Raw genomic sequence first — 18,436 nt, 5'->3', positions numbered from 1 at the left:
CCCTTTCGGCGGAAGCGGCCGATGCGTAGCAGGAATTCGCGGGCGACCGAAACCTCGTGCCGATCCTTTCCGCTATCGCGGTGCGCTGCCGTTCACGCCAGGCTGGGCCCACAAGGCGGGAAAGACTGCCTCGAGCGGCTTGGTATCGGGCAGGATATAGACATAACCGCCCTTCTTCTGGAACAGCGGGCGCACGCTCTTGCCGTAAAAGGCCATCGGCACGTTGACGCACCCGAAGGTGATGCGGTTGTCGTCCGCCGTCGGCGACAGCATCCGCTGGCGCCGCCGTTCCTTCGGGCTGGCCCCCTTGGGGATCGGGTGGAGCGCCACGGACGTGGCGTAATCGACCCAGAGCACTTTTTGCTTTCCGGCGGCCAATCCATATTTCGCCAGGAAGCGCCCCGCCGGCGTCGTTTTCTCCGCCGGCCCGATCTCGGCGAGATTCTTGCTGCCGATGCCGGGCGTGGCGTCGTCCCCGACGGCAACGCCGATCAGCACCGGAACCTTGCCGATCGCTTTGCCCGTCGCATCGAACAGGAAGAGGGAGGCCTCCGCCTTGTCGATGATGATATAGGGCAGGGACCCATTGTCCCCCGACGCGGCGATCCAATCGGCAACGCGCGTCGTCGCGGCCGATTGGCTCATCGCATCTTCAGCTTCCGCGCTCACTGGCGCCGCCGGCGTCGACCCAGCGGACTGGGCGCTGTCCGCCGCCCGTGCGGGCACGGGGGCGGTCAGCGCTAGTCCGGCAAGCGCCAGTAGGACATGGATCATCGCTTGAGGCGCTCGACATGAATAGTCGTCGCCCCGAAGGAAGCGCCGACGAGGGAAATCACCGTCCGATCAGCACGCGCTGCCGCGCGGCATCAATTGCGCGGCTTCTTCTGCTCGTTCGCCTGAATCCGCTGCTCGATACCATCGACCCGCGCATTGAGCTGATCCAGACGCTGGCCATTATTCTGCGCCTGGCCGGATGCGGCCTGTGCCTGTGCCAGTGCCGATTTCGCGGTGCCGTCGGTTTCCTGCAACCTGGTCTCGAGCGCATCGACGCGCTGGCTGACCGGGGCGATCTGGTCTCTCACATAGCCTTTGGTGGCACAGCCACCCAGGCCCAGCGCACCAACCATAACCGCAACCGCAGGGGCCATTTTCATCACAGACGGCGACATTTTATTCTCCCAAAGGGCCTAAGGAGGCGTGCAACCCGGCCTCAGCGACCGGGTTCCATCACTTCCGTCGGGCCGTGCTTCCGCTCAGATGAATGGAAGAATCCGGCTGTATCGCCCTGCCGGGCCAGTGAATTTCCGGCTGACGCGCGACGGTCTAACCGCACCGGCGAATTTTTCGCCGGCCCGCTGCATCCAAAACAGCCGTCTGTGCGTAGCTGGCGCGAAGCGCCACATTGGGAATTGAATGACCGAGCTGGATAAAATCATCGACAGCGTCGCAACGCTGCGGGAGTCGCTTGATCTCGATACGAAGACGCTGACCGTCGCCGAAAGGCGGCTGTTGCGGGCGCAGGTCGAACATTGCACACTCGACCTGCAGCGCCTGCTGGCGCAGTTGATCGCGCCGTCGGATGCCGTGCTGGACGGCACTTCCCCTAAGGCAGCGCCCGCAACTACAGAATAACCATATTGGTTAGTCTTCGTCGGATTGGCTAACCGGACCCAGTGTCTTCTGGCATCTGGCGTCGAACGCGGTCGCCAGCTCGGCCAGGCTCACCGCGCCCAGCCGGTCGAGCAGCAGTGCCTCGGCTTCGCGTAGCGCATCGTCGATCGCTATGTTCACCACCTGCGCGACCGCACAGGCCGGATTGTCGCTTTCATTGCCGATCGCGAACAGAGTCGGGCCGCCCACCGCACGGTGGATATCGAGCAGCGACACCTGGCTCAGGTCGCACGCGATCGACCAGCCCCCGCCATGCCCCTTTTCCGAGCGGACATAGCCGGCGTCGCGCAGGCCCGCCATCGTGCGGCGCACCACCACCGGGTTGGTCCCGAGCATCCGGGCGATCGTCTCGGACGTGGCGGGCCTTTCGTGCCGCGCCATGTGGAGCAGCACGTGCAGCATGCGCGAAAGCCGGCTGTCCGTCCTCATCCAGCCTGTGTCGTGATTGTCCGCCGCGATGGCAAGCCGCGATCATGACTCGACACATCAAAAGTTACTTGAGATAAGGTCTCATCGCCGGCGGCGCCCGGCCAGCGCAACGGAGCCATGATGAGCCTGAACCTGAACGATGCGCGTTTCTGGGACGACCTGTCCGATTACCAGAAGCTCGCCCATGCCTTCACCTCGACCTATGCCGAGGCCGCATGGCGGGCGGCGGCCCTGCCCAGGGGCGCGACGGTGCTCGACATCGCGTGCGGAGCGGGCGCGCTGGCTTTGGTCGCCGCGCGGGACGGGGCGCAGGTGCTCGCGACCGATTTCTCGCCGGGCATGGTCGCCGCGGTGCTGTCGCACGACTTGCCCAATGTGGATGCGCTGGTAATGGACGGCCAGGCGCTCGACCTGCCGGACGCGTGCTTCGATGCCGCTTTCTCGATCTTCGGCATCATGCTGTTCCCCGACTGGCGCAGGGGCCTGGCCGAGATGGCGCGCGTGGTGCGCCCCGGCGGGCTCGGCTGCGTGGCGAGCTGGAAACATCCCTCGGGCGCTGCGTCGAACCTGTTGCTGGCGGATCGCGTCGCGGCGCTCTTCCCCGATGTCGCGCAGCCCGCGCCGGTCGAGGGCATGAACCATTTCCGCGACCCCGCCCGCTTCGAGACGGCGCTGTCCGCGGCGGGCTTTACGGCGACACGGATCGTCGAGACGAGCAACGACTATCTGGTCGAAGCGGCGGCGCTCGACGATCCGGCGCGGCTGTTTCAGTTCAGCCCGGTCTGGACGGCGCTCGACGAGGCGCGGCGCGCGGCAGTGTTGGGCTCGATCCGGACCAGCGTGGAGGAGGCAGAAGGCGTGCTGCCAGTGCCGTCACCTGCCCTCATCGCGATCGCCCGCCGGATCTGATCTCAGCGCGGCGGCGTGGCCGGCCCGCCATCTCGAGGCACGGTTGGCGATCGAGGCCCTCGACATGGCGATCGATGCCCGCAACCCTGCACCTGAGGCGCTCATCCATCACAGCGACCGCGGCGTGCAATATGCCAGCATCGACTATCGCCGACGCCTTGAAACGCGCGGCATCGCCATCAGCATAAGCCGCGTCGCCAAACCCCTATGACAACGCCGAGGCCGAGAGCTTCATGAAAACCCTCAAGGCCGAAGAGATGAACGGCAAAGCCTACGCCACCCTCGCCGAGGCCCGCCGCGATATCGGTCGGTTCATCGACACCGTCTACAACACCCAGCGTCTTCACTCGGCGCTCGGGTACAAGCCGCCGGCGGAGTTCGAAACCGAACTCCGCCACTCCGCCAACCACACAAACTATGGCAATATCGCTCTGTCACTCAATTAGATGTGTCTCAACACAGGGGGGCACTCCAATACCGTGTCCCCGAAATACCAAGTGCTGGTGCCGTGATGCGGTCAAGGGCCGCGTGATTTCAAGGAAGTTCGTAGCACTTGGCGTCCGGATAATGATTGCCAGGGTCGACAATGCGCGACAGGGTTTCCGGGGGGATATCGGTCACTTTTAGAAATTCCGTCGGAAAGCAGACGTGTCTTTGCACAATGGCGGTGCCGTGTGACTCGTATTTTCCGTCGACGCGATTGAAGACGACTGCATATTCCTTCTCATCAAAAATATATTGTCGCATGTGAGCAGTGATTTGCACATTGAATGTCTTTTTCGGGAATGTGCCCCGTGCGACCAAGATCGTCTTCATCTTGACCAGAAATACGCCATCGGCTTCGTCGGTTCCCAAAAGTTTCAGGGCCTTAACGGGCTTGGCGAGGACAATGATCGTTCTGACGTCCGGTTCGGCGGCTCCGCAAAGCAGAGCGGCGAATATCATTGCAAGGCACAGCCGCGCGACCTTCATTCCGTCAAATCCTCATGGTTGGAGAGCATTTTGTCTAACAAAGTCGCGACGATGCCGATTCCGGCACGGGTTAGAAAGGCAGAGAGGCCGGCTATATCAAGGCAATGAAGACGACATCGGGGTTCCCTTGCCCCATGTTGCACCCCCCTTCCGCGGTGCCGCAACTGTCAGCTATTTGATCCTCTTTTGTTCCTTGTGCGTCAAGGCTTTTGATCCTCAGGTCGGCGGATCGGATTACGGGTGCAAGATGTCATTTTATCTCTTCGACGATTGGCGGCTTGTCGTTGCAAGCGAGGTCGTCCAGCTTCCGCCATTCCTCCACTTCCGTCTCGTCCCGCGTGATCATCACATCCGCATAGGTATCCATCTGGGTGGTAACGCCAGGGCGGACGATGACCCATACGTCCTTGAGGTGTGCCATCCGGGGGCATCCACTGACACGGGTATTTTCCAGCGCCTGCGCCAGCCATTGGCGGGACTGGGGCCAATGCGGGAACAGATAGTTCATGGCCTGAAAGAAGGCAGGAGGAACCTCTGCCCTGATACTCGTCTCCCCATCCTCGGCGATGTTGAACAGGATGGGGTTCATTTCCAATCGATCGATGGGCGACGGGGAGTCATCCGGCTCGATCATGAAAATCAGGCAATCCGGTCTCTGGTTCGTTCCGTTGAAGCACGGGTCCATGCTTTCCAAAGCGGCACGCAGTACGGTAGCAGGCTTGTCGACCCCGGATGTCACTGCATCGCTTTTTTCCGTCGGGATGAGTATCAAGGCGACGGACAACAGGGCAGCGCAAAGAGCCACAAAAACTGCAGGCCGGGCCGTGGAACGCATAATTCGTCTCGCTCATCCAGAATACACCGGGCGTGAGGCTGCCCTGACCCCTCCAGTCACCAGACAGCCAAACTGCACAATATGAGATTGTGATCTCTGTTTGTTCTCACTTGGTCAAGTGATATCTCTTCAATGCAAGCGTCTAGAAACCCTTCAGACCGAAGGAGCGCCATCTCAACGGCGATATGAATGCCTGTGGGATTACTTTCTGCGTCTTCCACGCCTGTTCAGCGTCGCGGAACTCCTTTTTGCGAGCGTTGAAGTGCTGGACGAATAATGCGGGAAGATCATTGAAGCGCACCGGAGTAGGTTGACGAGGAGGATCCGTGATCGGCCCCGCATGGGGCTTCCCCTCACCTCCCGAATAATAGCTATAGTCTCTTTCAGAACTCATCGGGATCGAGGCAAAAATCCTGGCAGCTATATTGAAGGCTCCGCTTAGATTTCCGTTGAGCAGTTCGTCGATTGCCTTCGTTTGGACGAGCTGCGTTATCGCGATGAGATCCTGGGTTGTCGGAGAAAAATCCGTGCGAGACCAAAGATTTCCGCCAAGATTTTTCCAATTCTTCCTTGTAATTTGATATCTGCCAATCGGCACAGACCCATGGAATGTCGTGAGATCTGGCAGCTTGTCCTTGTTTGGATAGTGGGTCCGTTCATAACCATCGCCCTCCGTCTCTTCCGTACGGGCAAATACGTCGAGCAGCGCCTTAACTTCCGGAAGCGTATACAAATAGCCGACTAATTCCCTTATTTCGCGGCGTCTCTTTGAGGAAGTTTGCTCGTCGCCTGGTGATCCGTCGGGATAAACGACATCCGGACCGGCGAGAGGTTCTGACTCCGGTAGCCAGGCCCGCTCTTTCTCCGTTGTGCGATAGTCCCCGTTGATCCCCCGGCCCAGCCCGCCAAAGCCCGCATCGTAGGTTGACAGATTAGTACCTGGCGGTGCGGGCGGTCTTTTTTTCGGTTTTCCCGTTTTGTTCGGCTTCTCCGCCTTGGCGGCCGCTGATTGCTGCCTGGAACTGGCAAGCCCCGGAAGCGAGGGCAGGGGTGTGGAAGCTACAAAGCCCAGATGGCCTCGATCGGAGAGAACTGGGGATTGCGATGGCGACATATCGGTGCGCAGGATTGGATTCCCGGGATCGCGGGTGTCCGTCGAGTCATCAATACCGGCGAGATTAAGATCGTAGCTCGCGCCATCGACGCGGTCGGAACGCATATCATCCTCCTCAGGCAGTGGGAGGGATGAGGTTTGCCCCTGCTCCGAGGAGTAAATCCGACTCTCGTGAGATTCCTCGGGATTCGTGCCAGAGTCAGGGACGTCCGACAGAGGCATTCCTGCAATTGGATTACGTTGCGGGCCGCTCCCGTTTTGCGTCGTAAGTGCGCCGCCCAGCACTCTGTACCCGCCCGACTTCCACCACCGGATTGCCTCGTCGGCGGTGTAGGTGAACGGCACCAGACCCTCGGCGATCAAGGCATGGCCGAGATATTTGTCGACTTCTTCATAAGTCGCGGCGCGCTCGCCCTTTGTCACCTCGTCCAGGTCGTCCATCGTCCGCGACAGCAGCGCCATCGCCATATAGCCGCCCCTGGGGTGCCGCAGGCTCAGATGGTCGGGCACCTTCCAGGTCGAGGGCGGGCCGTCCCAGGGTGAGGGTGGCGGGGGCGGCGGCCGCTCCGGGCGCGGGCGGGCGAGGTGCTGGTTCTCCTCCAGGAAGCGCAGGATCCACTGCTCGTCCGTCTCCTTCTCCGGCGCCGGCTCGGCGTCGGGCGGGCTGTTCGGGTTCGCCTCCACCGGCACCGCATCGGTGTCGGGCAGCGGCATATCGGCCGTCGGCGGCCTGTTGGAGCTCGGGGTCGCAAAGGGATCGATTGCGTCAACCATTGGGTTTCTCCCTGATGTCGTGCCGGCCATGAGGCGCGCGCGGGCAATGTTGAATCGACCGGGCTCAGCCCAGCGCCGCCACCCGCGCGGCAAAGGCTTCCTCGCGCGATTGCCAGCCGGCCCAGACCAGCTCGGTGATGAAGTCATCCAGCCCCATGCCTTCGCGCCGCGCTGCCTTGATGATCTGCATCGCCATGTCGGGGTCGCGCGCCTTCACCATGTGCAGCGAGGCGGAGGGCATCCGGCCGGGCCGTTTCCTGGTGCGCCAGTGCGGCGTCCTGTTGGTCACCGGCGCGGTCGCCTTGCCCGTCGCCAGCACGGTGATGCGCCGCGTGCGCTGATAGCGCTCGACCTGGATCAGCCCCTTGCGTTCGAGCCGCTGGACGAGATGGACCGTGGTGCTGATGGAATCGCAGCCGCAACGTTCCTGCAGCTCGTCGCCGGTCGGCGCGGCCCGCCCGGCCTCGGCTGCCTCGGTCACGCAGGCGAGCACTTCGCGCTCCCAGGGCGAAAGGGACATGTCGTTCATAAGGGGCTCCTTCAGGCGGAAAACGGGGCGGTGAGTTGCGCCAGGCGCACGCGCTGTGCCGCGGTCATCGGTTCCCCTTCCGGCCGCCAGTCGCGATCGTGCGTCGCGATCAGGGTGCGGATGCGCGACAGCTCCCAGCGCCGCACCGCCACCCCGACGCAGCGCTCGCGGATCTCGGCGACCGAGGGGAAGAAGCGGCATTCCCTGAGCACTCGCGCACAGGCAGCGCCCAGGATGTCGGTGGGCATGTCGCCCAGCCCCTCGGCATAGAGTTCGAGCCGTGCTTCGGCCTCCAGATCGCTTGCCTTGCCCGCGGGAAAGCCGAGCGCGAGCTTGCCGATCATCCGGCGGATTTCGCGCGGTGCGGCCGGGGCGAGCGCTGCCTCGGTCGCTGCCGCCAGCGCGACCAGCGCGCTGCGTTCGGCGGGCGAGCAGACATGGCTAAAAGCCGGCGCTTCCCTCACCAGCATCGCGAGCCTCGGATCGCAGCACGGCGCGGACGAGAGGGTTTTGCGGCTCGCCGGCAGTGCCGGCAGCGCGGGAGGTTGCGGATCGTGAGCGGCGGTTGCCATGGCGGGTTCCTGTGTCGTCGCGGGGATCGAAGATCTGCGCCCAGCCCTTCTCGGCGGCATGGGCGAGCAGCCGGCCTGGCGGCCATGCGTCATCGGCCTGCGCGGCGAGATCGCGGATCAGCTTGCGGTACGCCGCCTCGGTCATTGGCAACCGCTTGGTCCGCCGGTTGGCGAGCAGGTCGCGCCAGTCCGCCGGATCGCAGCCGGCCGGGCACGGGAAGCGGCGGGTGCTGGCCTCGCGGGGGGAATCCCTCCCGGGGGCATGGGGGATGGGATTAATTTTTGGGGTCTGGGGGCTTTTATCAAGGGAAGGGGGGATGGCGCCGGTCACGGCCGGTGCGGCGTCATGTGACGCGTTACGGGCGTTACTTACGTCCCCATCCGTCATCCAGTGACGGGAGGAGGTTGCAAGGGCGTCACCCTCTCCCCCCGTCACCCCGGACTCGTTCCGGGGTCCACCGTGCCGCGAACTCAATGGCTGAAGGGTGTGCGGAACGGTGGATGCCGGAACAAGTCCGGCATGACGGAGGGAGCCGGGGCCCGCTTCGCTCTCCTCACCAAGGCCGTCACCCTCGCAAGCCGGACCGCCAGCCTCCACCCCGTCGAACAAATCCCCCGTCTCATCCCCGAACAGCCGGTCGCGATAGCGCCGCTGCCGCCGGGCATTGCCGGCCCGCTGTGCCTCGCGCCGCGCATCCTCGCGCGCGGCATCGGCCTTGACCGCCGCTACGATCACCTCGGCCGAGGCGCCCGCCGCGAGCATCGCATCCAGGATCGCGGAATCGATCACGCGCGCTCATCGTCCCGCGTGGCGGGGAGGGCGGCGGTTGGTGCCGCGAGCGGGCATCCCGCCATCTGGCAGGTCCGCGCCTCCGGATGCCACCCCGATATCCCGCACGGCGCACAGCGCCCGCCTTCGGTATCAGCGCCCACGACAAGGGATTCCCGCAAAGCTTCCTGCTGGCTCACGACTCGCTCCGGTTCATTTGTTCCGTTTATGTTCTCATAGGAAATTTCCTACATTGCAAGCGTGATTTGATTCAAACGAGGCGTGATCATGGTTAGCGACGGTGCGGACAGGAGGGCGCCATGACCGTCGATATCCCGCGAACCGAGAATGAAGACCTTACCGTACGGCCACCCGAAACAGGCGGATTGGCGCCAGAGGCTGCCGATCCATCATCGGAAATCAATCCGAACCGACCGCCCGACGCACAGCCGGTGCCAGAGAAAGAGACGGACGAACAATGGATCCTGCGTTTCCTGGAGGAGAACCAGCACCTCGCCCGCCCGCGCCCGGAGCGGCCACCACCACCGCCCCCCTCGCCCTGGGATGGGCCACCTTCGACCTGGAAGGTGCCCGACCATCTGAGCATGCGGCATCCCAAGGGCGGCTATATGGCGATGGCACTCCTCTCGCGGACAATGGACGATCTCGACGAGGTGACGAAGGGCGAGCGCGCCGCGACCTATGAGGAGGTCGACACATATCTCGGCCATGCGCTCATCGCCGAGGGGTTGGTGCCGTTCACCTACACCGCCGACGAGGCGATCCGGTGGTGGAAGTCGGGTGGGTACAAGATGCTTGGGAGTCCGGCGGGAGGTGAACAGGCGCCTCAGGCCACCATGACGACCAACGATGAGACGCAGGCAGACTTGCCAAACGACGGCAGCGATTTCGGCAGGCAGCAGGAGGGCGCCAACGGCGTGGTGCGCGCCGCCAGCACGCTCGACCCATTACAGGTTGTATTACCCGGCAGCGTATCGAGAGCGCTACCCGAACGGACCGAACCCGACATTATCGCCGCCGCCGATCCGCAACGCGTCGCCGATATGCGGTCCCTGACGGACACGGAGTTCGCGCGGCATTCCGATATGGAAACATGGCTGGAATCGCTGTCGGATCACCCGGCCAGGCAGAGAGGCGGAAGCGAACTGGGCGCACTTTCAACCCAGTATGAAACAGGCGGCCGTGGACCCGGCACCATCTCGCCCGGCACGAACGACAAGGGCGGCAAGTCCTATGGCAGCTACCAGCTCGCAAGCTTGACCGGTACGTTGCGTATCTTTCTCAAAAGCGACGAATTCTCCCCTTGGGCTGCCGAGTTCGCGAACCTGACCCCCGGCAAGGCCGAATTCGACAAACAGTGGCGCGCAGTCGCGGCCCGCGATCGCGAGGCCTTCCACAAAGCGCAGCATGCCTTCATCGAACGGACCCATTACAAACCCGCCGTCGCGGCCCTCCGCAAGGAGACGAAACTGGACCTCGACTCTAGAAGTGACGCTGTTCGAAACTCGGTATGGTCGGTCGCCGTCCAACACAAACGTGCAGCGCTTATCCTGTCGCAAGCAGTCGGCGATACGGATCGTGCGATGGCGAGAACCGAGCCGGGTTACGATCAGGCGTTGATCGACAATATCTATGATCGGCGCACCGCCTATGTCATCAAGCAGCGTGACGTAGCGAACGCGGAGGCAGCCAAGCTTCCCAACATACCCGTCCCGAAGATCGTAGAGAAGCGCAGGGAGCTGCTCGGACAAGCTAAACAACTTACTGACGTGATAAAGAAACGATATCCATCAGAAAGAGCTGATGCCCAACAAATGCTGATCGATGAAAGAAAGGCCGCCACCCGATGATCTTGAACTTCACATCGAGATTTCCGATTGCGCGCGAGGCTGCGATTCTCGTGTCCCTTTGCCTCGCATTGCCGGTCCCCGGTGTGGCCTCAGGCCTGAGTCAGGCCGGTACGCGCGACGCGGCGGGGGAGAGCGAATATGAGCGATGTTCCAATGCCGCGCAGGCTGTCATGCCTGAGATCTTCGATTGTCAGCGGGCCGAGCTCGACCGGGTCGATGGCGCCCTCAATCGAACCTATCAGCAACTTCGTCGCACCCTTCCTCCAGCGCGATTCCGAAAACTGCAGATCGACGAGCGGGCGTGGCTCAAGCGGCTCGATCGCACCTGCACAAGTGAAGGCGGTGGCTCCGATGCCCTTGGCCAGGATTCCCAATTCTTCTGGCTGGGCTGCCTGATCCGGGAAACCCATATGCGCCTCATCGAGCTGGAGGCGTTGCTGTCCGGTCATCGGCAGTCGCGATGAAGATTTCACAACGGCGACACGTTCAACAAGCCCCTTGCCGCAGCGCTCGCGGATATGACTCTCGCGTCAGTAAAGCACAGCTCGATCTGAAGGATGAGGATAGAGTAGTCGAGGATTGAGGGGTTGTTGCACGTGCCATCGTTATGCCCGACCGGCACCCAGAAGATGAACGACGCCACGCGGATCGCCGTCGCGCGAAAATTGACCGGTCCCGTCGCCTCGCCTTCGCTCACCTCAGGTCGTCGGGATTGGAAGGCTGCATCGCCCAAACGATAGAGCAGCCGCCGGACGGTGCCAACAGCGCGCCGATCCGCCTTGATCCACCGGCCGCGACACGTCTAAGGCCCCGCGGATGTCCGATAATTATGCGCTTCGCATGCTCGCTCTTTCCATGGCCCAGATCCGTCAGCGGATGCGCGACGATCTCGGCATCGCGGGCATGGTCGAAGGCGGCGATCTCATCATCAAGACCAAGAAGGGGTCGCTGTTCGGCCGCGACGCCAGCGGGGATTTCGCGAAGGACCTGCGCCGCCGCGTCCTCGAAGCGCAGGAGTTCCTCGAACGCGCTGCCTTCGCCGTCACGGACGAAGCGCTGGTCGAGGCGTATGAATTCACCGGCGGCGTCGGCCCGGATGCCGACCTGTTGTGGCGCGAAATCCGCCACCGCGGCCTGATCGACTGATCGTCAGGCCCCCGCCAGCGCCTGCAGCCGGTCGAGCAGGGGCCGCTGGCTCGCCAGCATCTTGCTTCGCGCCCGGTCGATGGTGAACCAGTCCGCCCGGTCGACCTCGGGGATGGTGATCGTCTTCCCGCTGCGCGGCGGCCATTCCATCTCGCATTCGGTGCTGACGATGCCCGCCGGGTCGAGGTCGCCCGCCAGCGCATAGGCCTCGACCCATTTGCCGCCCGATTGCCGGATCCGGCCGAGCGGCTCCAGGGGCCCTTCCGCCTCGCTGCCGAGCTCCTCGCGGAATTCGCGCCGCGCCGCCTCGGGCGGTTCCTCGCCCAGCTCGACCGCGCCCTTGGGGATCTGCCACGCGCCCATGTCGCGCGCGGCCCAGAAGGGCCCACCGGGATGGACCAGGAACACCTGCAATGAACCACGCCGCCTGCGATAGAGCAGGATGCCGGCGCTCAGACGAAAGGGCGGCATGACGAGGTCCCCGCTTTTCGATCCAGTCGCGGCTCGAAGCCGCCATAATGGGGATATCGGGTGCGGATGCCGCCCGGACAAGATGTCCCCGCCCGGTCCGGCCTGACGGCTGCGTCGGCCCGTCGCTCGGGCCATGTAGCGGGACGTTCGGCCCGTCCGGCGGAACGCTCGACCCCGCATCGTGCCGCGTCGGCCGTCCAATGGACCGCTGCAGCGGCCGAACGGCCGAAAACGGCCCGCGGGACACTCGCCCACAGCTTTCCGGCGTTGAACCGCCCCGCCATTGGATCGGTCCCGCCGCGCGCCCCTTACTCGCGGGATAACGAAAAAGGGGCATTTTTTCATGACACTCACTCTTCGCGCTCGCCTGCTCGCCACCGCCATCGCGCTGGCCGGCGGAGCGAGCCCAGCCTTGGCGCAGGAACAGGCGGCGCAGACGCCCGGGGTCGCGCCGGAAACCGCTCAGGCCGTCGAGGAGCCGGCGCAGACCGACATCGTCGTCACTGGCTCGCTGTTTCGCCGCACCGATACCGAGACGCCGTCACCCGTCACGGTCCTGAGCAGCGCCGATCTCGACAAGCGCGGCATTTCGACCGTGCAGGATGCGATCCAGCAGCTCTCGTCCAACAACGGCCCGGCGCTGACCAACAGCTTCACCGCGAACGGCGCGTTCGCCGGCGGCGCGTCGGCGGTGTCGCTGCGCGGCCTCTCGACCAGCTCGACGCTCGTCCTGTTCGACGGCCTGCGCGCCGCCTATTTCCCGCTCGCGGATGACGGCACGCGCAACTTCGTCGATCTCAACACCATCCCCGACGATATCGTCGATCGGATCGAGGTGCTGCGCGACGGCGCGTCGTCGAGCTATGGCGCGGATGCGATCGCCGGCGTGGTCAACATCATCACCAAGCGCAAATTCACCGGCATCAGTGCCCGGGCCGAGGCCGGCATCAGCCAGGACGGCGTCGGCGCCAACCAGCGCCTGACCCTGACCGCGGGCACCGGCGATCTCGATGAGAAAGGCTATAACGCCTATATCAGCGGTTTCTATGTGCACAGCGCGATGGTCTACAACCACGACCTGCCCGCGCCGTTCAACTCGGACGACGCGCGCGGCATCTGCTTCGACGGGACATGCGGCCCCAACCTCGTCCTCAACGGGCTGAACGCGGCCGGGCTGCCGGGCAATTTCGCGCCGACCAGCGATTTCTACATCCGCGCGCTCGACGCGAACAACGCACCGGTCGGCCGGTTCCAGCTGCTCAATCCCGCGCAGGGCTGCTCCTATGGCACGACGTACCGGCTGACCGCGGCTGACCTGGCCGCCAATGCGACCAATCCGACGGTCCTGTGCCAGGAAGACCAGACCAACCGCTACGGCGTGGTTTCCCCGAATGTCGAACGCTTCGGCGGGTCGGCGCGCATCACCGCGAAGGTCGGGGATTCGGCCGAGGCCTATGCGCTGTTCAACTTCCAGCAGAGCTCGACCTTCTTCACTGGCCTGCCGCCCGCCATCCGCGCCAATGCGAATGCCGGCATCCTCTACCGGCGCTTCTCGACCGTCAGCAACAGCCCCGCGAACGCGCCGGGATCGGGCCCGCTGACCCTGCCGGTCTATGTCTGCGCTGCCCGGGTCAACTGCGCCACCGCGGCCGACCGCCGCCTCAACCCGAACAATCCGCTCGCGGCGCAGGGCCAGGCCGTGCTGCTCAGCGGCCGGATCGGCGACACGCTCACCCAGAGCGCCACGCGCAGCCGGGTCTATCGCGCCGCCTTCGGCATCAGCGGCACGATGTTCGACAACTGGACCTATAATGTCGACGCGACGGCGATGCACAACGACCTGCGCCGCACCACCAACGGCTTCGTCTATATCCAGCATCTGCTCGATGTGATCGCCGACGGCAGCTATAATTTCGTCAACCCGCAGCTCAACAGCCAGGCGGTGCGCGACTATCTCTCGCCGGAGGGCATCGCCGATTCCTCGTCCGATCTGTATCAGGTCCAGGCGGTGGTCGGCACGGCGCTGATGGACCTTCCCGGCGGGCCGCTCCAGCTCGGTGTCGGTGCGTCGATCCGCTACGAGGCGATCGACGCCCCCAGCGGCAACGACGATTATAACGGGCCGACCCAGCGCTTCTTCACCCTGAACGCCTTCGGCACGACCGGCACGCGCAAAGTCTATTCGGCCTTTGCCGAGTTGAATGCGCCGATCGTCGACATGTTCGAGGCCAATCTGTCCGGCCGCTACGACAAATATTCGAGCGGCCAGAGCGCCTTCTCGCCCAAGATCGGCGTGAAGTTCACGCCCTTCAAACAGCTCGCGCTCCGCGGCACCTATTCGAAGGGTTTCCGCATTCCGAGCTTTGCCGAGGCGAATGCGTTGCCGACCACCGGTTTCGTGCCCTTCAGCATCGCGGGCGCGCCGGATTCCTTCCTGCAGCAATATGGTTGCACCCGGGCCACCTCGACCACCTGCCCGAACTATCTCAGCGGGGCGGCGGTCGGCCAGACGACGCTGGCCACGCCCGATCTGAAGCCGGAGAAATCGCGCAGCTTCACCTTCGGCGCGGTGTTCCAGCCGATCCCCGACCTGACTTTCACGGTCGATTATTTCAACATCAAGAAGACCGGGGCGATCACCACACCGCCCTATCAGCCTGCCATCACTGCCTATCTTCTGGGGCAGCCGATCCCGGCCGGCTACACCGTCATCGCCGACGCGCCGGACCCGTTCCACCCCAATGCCATCCCGCGCATCGCCTTCGTGACGACCAGCCTGATCAATTCCGACACGATCCGGTCGGAGGGTATCGATTTCTCGGCGATGTATTCGCACCGGTTCAGCGACAAGGTGAAGTTCAGCTCGTCGGTCGAGGCGAGCTATATCATCAACCTCAGCACGACCTTCGCCGACGGCACGACCGAAAGCTATGAAGGCACGCTCGGCAATTTCGTGCTGACCGCCGGGTCGGGCACGCCCGAATGGCGCGGCAGCTGGCAGAACACGCTGCAGGTCGATCCCTTCACCATCAGCGCCACCGCCAATTATGTCAGCGGCTATAATCTGTCGGCGGAGGATCAGGGCAACGTGTCCGGCGATTGCGGCCTGTCGAACGGCTTCACGCCGTGCAATGTCGGCCGCTACATCACCGTCGATGCAGTCGGCAGCGTGCGGGTGAACGACAATTTCACCTTCTATATCAACGTCATCAATCTGCTCGACACGATGCCGTCGATCGATCCGGTGACGTACGGCGCGTTCAACTACAACCCGGTGCAGGCGGGCAACGGCATCCTCGGCCGCCAGTTCCGCGCCGGGGTGAAGGTGAACTTCTGACCGACTGACCTTCCCGCTGCGGGGCAGTGGCGGGAGAAGGGGCGGGCGCTGTCGCGGCGTCCGCCCCTTTTTCGCGTACCCGCTTGTCGGTCTGCACACGCCCTGCACCATTATTCCACTGAACCGCCGCTGTCGTCCGGGGTGCCGAACGGCTTAGCCTGAGGGAACAATCCCCGGAGGCTGGAAAGATGGCTGCAGGCATCGAACATGGTCGCAGGTCGCGGCCCAACATCAGGATCATCGCCTGGGCAGGCGCCGCGGCGCTCCTGCTGGTGCCGCTGGTCGCGATGCAGGTCACGCAGGAGGTGGCCTGGGACGTGACGGACTTCGCCTTTTTCGGCGGGCTCCTGCTCAGCGTCGGCGGCGCTTATGAGCTCCTGGTGCGGGCAAGCGGCAACGCCACGTACCGGGCCGCCGCCGCGATCGCGCTTGCTGGTGTCTTCCTGCTCGTCTGGGTGAACGCTGCGGTCGGCATCATCGGCAGCGAGGCCGACAATGCGAACCTGTTGTTCGCCGGGGTCATCGCCACCGGGGTCGCGGGCGCCTGCCTCGCCCGTCTCCAGCCCCGCGGCATGGCCCGCGCGCTGGTCGCGACGGCGCTTGCCCAGGCGCTGGTCGGTATGGTCGCGCTGATGGGACGGCTCGGGGTCATGTCGTCGGCCTGGCCGGGCGACATATTCGCCGCGACGGGCTTCTTCGCCGGACTCTGGCTCCTGTCTGCCTGGCTGTTCGGGAGAGCGGCACGCGCATGACAGGCCGTTGAGGTCATTGTGGACCGATCGGCGCATTGACTCGGCCGGGCCCCCTGCGCTCCAATCCCTGTCTGCGCCGACAAGGATTGCGACATGCCTGCCTTCGCCTGGCTCTTCCTGCTCCTGGCCCCCGCTCAGGACGCCCCGCAACAGGAGGTGGCGCCCTATGGCTGGGGCTGCGACGTCGTGGAGGATATGGGCAGCGGCGTCCGCATGGCCATCTCGCAGACCGCCGACGGGGCAGGCGACACCAAATACCCGCGTATCATCCGTGTCGACTATTCGCCCTCGCCGCCCGGTGGCGATACCCAATCGATTCACTGGACGGCGTGGAAGGGGGAAGCGGACCTGCCGAGAGCGACATCGCTCGCGCTGTCCCTCAAGCTGAAGAAGCGCGACCGCAAGGGGGAGATCCGGTTCGAGCATGATGGCGGCACGATCAGCCTGCCCGTGCTCAGGCTGAGACTCTATCCCGGGCACGAGGCGTCGATCGATATCGACGACCTCCGGGTGATGGAGGCGCTGTCGACGACCACGCACTGGCGCGTGTCCGTGCTCGACCGCCACGGGGTCGTCCAGGGTTCCGCGGACGGCCTTTTGCCGCCCCGGGACGAGAGCCAGAAGGCCTTTCATCGCCTCGCCCCCATCCTGGCGGGCAAGATCGCGGTGCCGGAGGGACAATGCGGCGAGAACGACGTGACCGCATGGATATGATCGGCGGCTCGGCAGTTTACCCTTTGTGATCGCCGCGGGGTTATCATCGCACAGCCAGAATGGGCCGGGGGAAGATGATGCGCGCCGCTCGAACAGGGATATGCCTCGCCCTCGCGCTCGCTGGCTGCACGCGCCAGGATTCGGGCAATGTCGCCCCGCCCCGGGATGAATCCAAAGCCGAATTGCCCACTCAGCTATCGACCATCGTCGTGCCGATCGGCGTGCCGCTGTCGGAGATCGAGGCGGGGCTGAACGCCCGTGTGCCGCGCGCGCTCTGGCACATCGACCGCCCAGGCGCGACCTGCGTCCCGCCCAAGCATGTGAAGCTGCTCGGCATCCGCGCCAAGGTCCTGCCCCGCATCGCCTGCCGCATCGTCGGCGAGGCCGTGCGCGGCCGCATCCGCCTGTCGGGCAGCGGCAACCGGCTGATCGCGACCGTGCCCGTCTCGGCGACGATCAGCGCGGAAAGGATCGGCGGCATCATCAAGCGCGAGACGGCGACCGGCGCCGCGGAAGTCCGTGCGATCGTCACTTTGGGCCTCGACCGCAACTGGCAGCCGACCGCGAAGGTCAGGATCGCCTATGACTGGACCGAGCCGCCCGGCATCGACTTTCTCGGCCAGCGCATCAAGCTCGTCGAAAAGGCCGACCGCAAGCTGCAGGGGGTCGTCGCTGGGCTCGAACGCGATCTGCCGAAGGAACTGGCCAGGATCCGCACCCGCGAACGGCTCGAAATGATCTGGCGCAAGGCCTTCACCGCGATCGAGCTCAACCGCGACAAGCCGCCCGCCTGGATGCGCATCACGCCGCAGCGCCTGGGGTTCGGCGGGTACCGCGTGCAGAACGGCCGGCTCGAGCTGTCGCTGGCGGCCGAGGCGCTGACCGAGACCTTCATCGGCGCCCGCCCGTCCGATTCGGCGCCCACCCCGCTACCGCCGCCGGCCGGCAAACTGGGCAAGGACGGCCTGCGCTTCTTCGTGCCGGTGCTGGCCGATTACGCTCAGCTCGAACCCGTCGTCCTGCGTGCGCTGAAGAAACGCGCGGCCAGAGGCATCACGCTGAAGGCGGTCGGCCCGGTCGAGGCGCGCTTCGACAAGGTCACCGTCTACGCCACCGGCGGCGGCCGCATCGCCGTGGGCATCGCGGCCGAAGTCGCGGTGAAGGGCAGCGCCTTGACGAAAACCCACGGCGTGGTGTGGCTGACCGGCGTGCCCTACAACGCCCCGGGCTCGCAGCTCGTGCATGTCCGCGACCTCGCCATTGCCGGCCAGACCGACCGCGAGGCCGTCAACCTGCTCATCAACCTGTTCCTCGATCCGCAGGTCGTGGCGGAGATCCGCGATGCGCTCGCCCATGATTTCGTGAAGGACTACACGCATGTGATCCAGGCCGCCCGCAAGGCGATCGCGTACCGCCGCGAGGGTGATTTCACCCTCGCCGCCAATGTGACCGACGTGACGCACGGCGAGATCAAGGTCACTGGCCAGGGCCTGTTCCTGCCCGTTCGCGCGGACGGGACGGCGTCGATCACTTATGATCCGGGGAGGGGAGGAAGGGCTCGGTGAGGCGGC

22 protein-coding genes are annotated in these 18,436 nt (G+C 64.6%); 11 read left to right on the top strand and 11 right to left on the bottom strand.

Features of this window, described 5'->3' with window-relative positions:
• Window positions 1–72: 72 nt before the first annotated feature.
• Both WC729_RS05590 and WC729_RS05585 read right to left on the bottom strand, forming a co-directional pair.
• Entirely contained in the window at window positions 73–774 is a 702-nt protein-coding gene (locus tag WC729_RS05590) for a hypothetical protein (protein ID WP_372850374.1), read from the bottom strand.
• Window positions 775–866: 92 nt separating this feature from the next.
• The gene (locus WC729_RS05585; RefSeq protein ID WP_372850372.1) at window positions 867–1,169 is read right to left on the bottom strand and encodes a hypothetical protein; all 303 of its coding nucleotides are present in this window, start codon (window positions 1,167–1,169) and stop codon (window positions 867–869) included.
• 244 nt (window positions 1,170–1,413) lie between these two features.
• On the opposite strand from WC729_RS05585, the gene WC729_RS05580 reads away from it, so the two are divergent.
• On the top strand, window positions 1,414–1,632 hold the full coding sequence (locus WC729_RS05580) for a hypothetical protein (RefSeq protein ID WP_372850370.1): 219 nt from the start codon (window positions 1,414–1,416) through the stop codon (window positions 1,630–1,632).
• 9 nt (window positions 1,633–1,641) lie between these two features.
• Here the strand turns inward: WC729_RS05580 and WC729_RS05575 are convergent, their stop codons facing one another.
• Window positions 1,642–2,100: an Rrf2 family transcriptional regulator gene (locus WC729_RS05575; RefSeq protein ID WP_372850368.1), complete on the bottom strand. Its 459-nt coding sequence runs from the start codon at window positions 2,098–2,100 to the stop codon at window positions 1,642–1,644.
• 120 nt (window positions 2,101–2,220) lie between these two features.
• Here WC729_RS05575 and WC729_RS05570 point away from each other — a divergent pair, with 120 nt between their 5' ends.
• Genes WC729_RS05570 through WC729_RS05560 form a run of 3 tightly spaced genes read left to right on the top strand, consistent with a single transcriptional unit; the run spans window position 2,221 to window position 3,455 of the window.
• On the top strand, window positions 2,221–3,009 hold the full coding sequence (locus tag WC729_RS05570) for a class I SAM-dependent methyltransferase (RefSeq protein ID WP_372850366.1): 789 nt from the start codon (window positions 2,221–2,223) through the stop codon (window positions 3,007–3,009).
• A complete protein-coding gene (locus WC729_RS05565) occupies window positions 2,978–3,220 on the top strand; it encodes a DDE-type integrase/transposase/recombinase (protein WP_372851019.1) in 243 nt (80 codons plus the stop codon). The genes WC729_RS05570 and WC729_RS05565 overlap by 32 nt, the downstream gene beginning before the upstream one ends.
• A 22-nt stretch (window positions 3,221–3,242) precedes the next feature.
• A complete protein-coding gene (locus tag WC729_RS05560; RefSeq protein WP_372850364.1) occupies window positions 3,243–3,455 on the top strand; it encodes an integrase core domain-containing protein in 213 nt (70 codons plus the stop codon).
• 88 nt (window positions 3,456–3,543) lie between these two features.
• On the opposite strand, the gene WC729_RS05555 is transcribed toward WC729_RS05560, so the two are convergent.
• The 6 genes from WC729_RS05555 to WC729_RS05530 form a co-directional block, all read right to left on the bottom strand.
• The gene (locus tag WC729_RS05555; protein WP_372850362.1) at window positions 3,544–3,981 is read right to left on the bottom strand and encodes a hypothetical protein; all 438 of its coding nucleotides are present in this window, start codon (window positions 3,979–3,981) and stop codon (window positions 3,544–3,546) included.
• A 250-nt stretch (window positions 3,982–4,231) separates the two neighbouring features.
• Window positions 4,232–4,816: a hypothetical protein gene (locus tag WC729_RS05550; RefSeq protein ID WP_372850360.1), complete on the bottom strand. Its 585-nt coding sequence runs from the start codon at window positions 4,814–4,816 to the stop codon at window positions 4,232–4,234.
• Window positions 4,817–4,958: 142 nt separating this feature from the next.
• Window positions 4,959–6,704, bottom strand: a complete 1,746-nt coding sequence (locus WC729_RS05545; RefSeq protein WP_372850358.1) for a hypothetical protein — start codon at window positions 6,702–6,704, stop codon at window positions 4,959–4,961.
• A 64-nt stretch (window positions 6,705–6,768) separates the two neighbouring features.
• Complete coding sequence (locus WC729_RS05540) at window positions 6,769–7,233, bottom strand: hypothetical protein (protein ID WP_372850356.1); 465 nt, start codon at window positions 7,231–7,233, stop codon at window positions 6,769–6,771.
• 11 nt (window positions 7,234–7,244) lie between these two features.
• On the bottom strand, window positions 7,245–7,697 hold the full coding sequence (locus WC729_RS05535; RefSeq protein ID WP_372850354.1) for a hypothetical protein: 453 nt from the start codon (window positions 7,695–7,697) through the stop codon (window positions 7,245–7,247).
• Window positions 7,675–8,595: a hypothetical protein gene (locus WC729_RS05530; protein ID WP_372850352.1), complete on the bottom strand. Its 921-nt coding sequence runs from the start codon at window positions 8,593–8,595 to the stop codon at window positions 7,675–7,677. The genes WC729_RS05535 and WC729_RS05530 overlap by 23 nt, the downstream gene beginning before the upstream one ends.
• Before the next feature lie 299 nt (window positions 8,596–8,894).
• Here WC729_RS05530 and WC729_RS05525 point away from each other — a divergent pair, with 299 nt between their 5' ends.
• Together WC729_RS05525 and WC729_RS05520 are read left to right on the top strand one after the other, a co-directional pair.
• Window positions 8,895–10,445, top strand: coding sequence for a hypothetical protein (locus WC729_RS05525; RefSeq protein WP_372850350.1), 1,551 nt, complete (start codon window positions 8,895–8,897; stop codon window positions 10,443–10,445).
• Window positions 10,442–10,909, top strand: coding sequence for a lysozyme inhibitor LprI family protein (locus tag WC729_RS05520; RefSeq protein ID WP_372850348.1), 468 nt, complete (start codon window positions 10,442–10,444; stop codon window positions 10,907–10,909). The genes WC729_RS05525 and WC729_RS05520 overlap by 4 nt, the downstream gene beginning before the upstream one ends.
• Window positions 10,910–10,914: 5 nt before the next feature.
• Here the strand turns inward: WC729_RS05520 and WC729_RS05515 are convergent, their stop codons facing one another.
• Window positions 10,915–11,142: a hypothetical protein gene (locus WC729_RS05515; protein WP_372850346.1), complete on the bottom strand. Its 228-nt coding sequence runs from the start codon at window positions 11,140–11,142 to the stop codon at window positions 10,915–10,917.
• A gap of 119 nt (window positions 11,143–11,261) precedes the next feature.
• On the opposite strand from WC729_RS05515, the gene WC729_RS05510 reads away from it, so the two are divergent.
• A complete protein-coding gene (locus WC729_RS05510) occupies window positions 11,262–11,591 on the top strand; it encodes a hypothetical protein (RefSeq protein ID WP_372850344.1) in 330 nt (109 codons plus the stop codon).
• Between the two features lie 3 nt (window positions 11,592–11,594).
• Here the strand turns inward: WC729_RS05510 and WC729_RS05505 are convergent, their stop codons facing one another.
• Window positions 11,595–12,062: an NUDIX domain-containing protein gene (locus tag WC729_RS05505; RefSeq protein WP_372850342.1), complete on the bottom strand. Its 468-nt coding sequence runs from the start codon at window positions 12,060–12,062 to the stop codon at window positions 11,595–11,597.
• A gap of 343 nt (window positions 12,063–12,405) precedes the next feature.
• On the opposite strand from WC729_RS05505, the gene WC729_RS05500 reads away from it, so the two are divergent.
• The 4 genes from WC729_RS05500 (at window position 12,406) to WC729_RS05485 (ending at window position 18,430) form a co-directional block, all read left to right on the top strand.
• Window positions 12,406–15,399, top strand: a complete 2,994-nt coding sequence (locus tag WC729_RS05500; protein ID WP_372850340.1) for a TonB-dependent receptor domain-containing protein — start codon at window positions 12,406–12,408, stop codon at window positions 15,397–15,399.
• 188 nt (window positions 15,400–15,587) lie between these two features.
• Window positions 15,588–16,151: a hypothetical protein gene (locus WC729_RS05495; RefSeq protein ID WP_372850338.1), complete on the top strand. Its 564-nt coding sequence runs from the start codon at window positions 15,588–15,590 to the stop codon at window positions 16,149–16,151.
• Window positions 16,152–16,244: 93 nt separating this feature from the next.
• On the top strand, window positions 16,245–16,865 hold the full coding sequence (locus WC729_RS05490) for a hypothetical protein (protein ID WP_372850336.1): 621 nt from the start codon (window positions 16,245–16,247) through the stop codon (window positions 16,863–16,865).
• A gap of 77 nt (window positions 16,866–16,942) precedes the next feature.
• The gene (locus WC729_RS05485; RefSeq protein ID WP_372850334.1) at window positions 16,943–18,430 is read left to right on the top strand and encodes a DUF4403 family protein; all 1,488 of its coding nucleotides are present in this window, start codon (window positions 16,943–16,945) and stop codon (window positions 18,428–18,430) included.
• Window positions 18,431–18,436 lie beyond the last annotated feature (6 nt).

It is taken from the genome of Sphingomonas sp., assembly GCF_041661825.1.
In the GTDB taxonomy this organism is placed as follows: domain Bacteria; phylum Pseudomonadota; class Alphaproteobacteria; order Sphingomonadales; family Sphingomonadaceae; genus Sphingomonas.
This window is presented reverse-complemented; position numbering and strand designations above follow the sequence as displayed.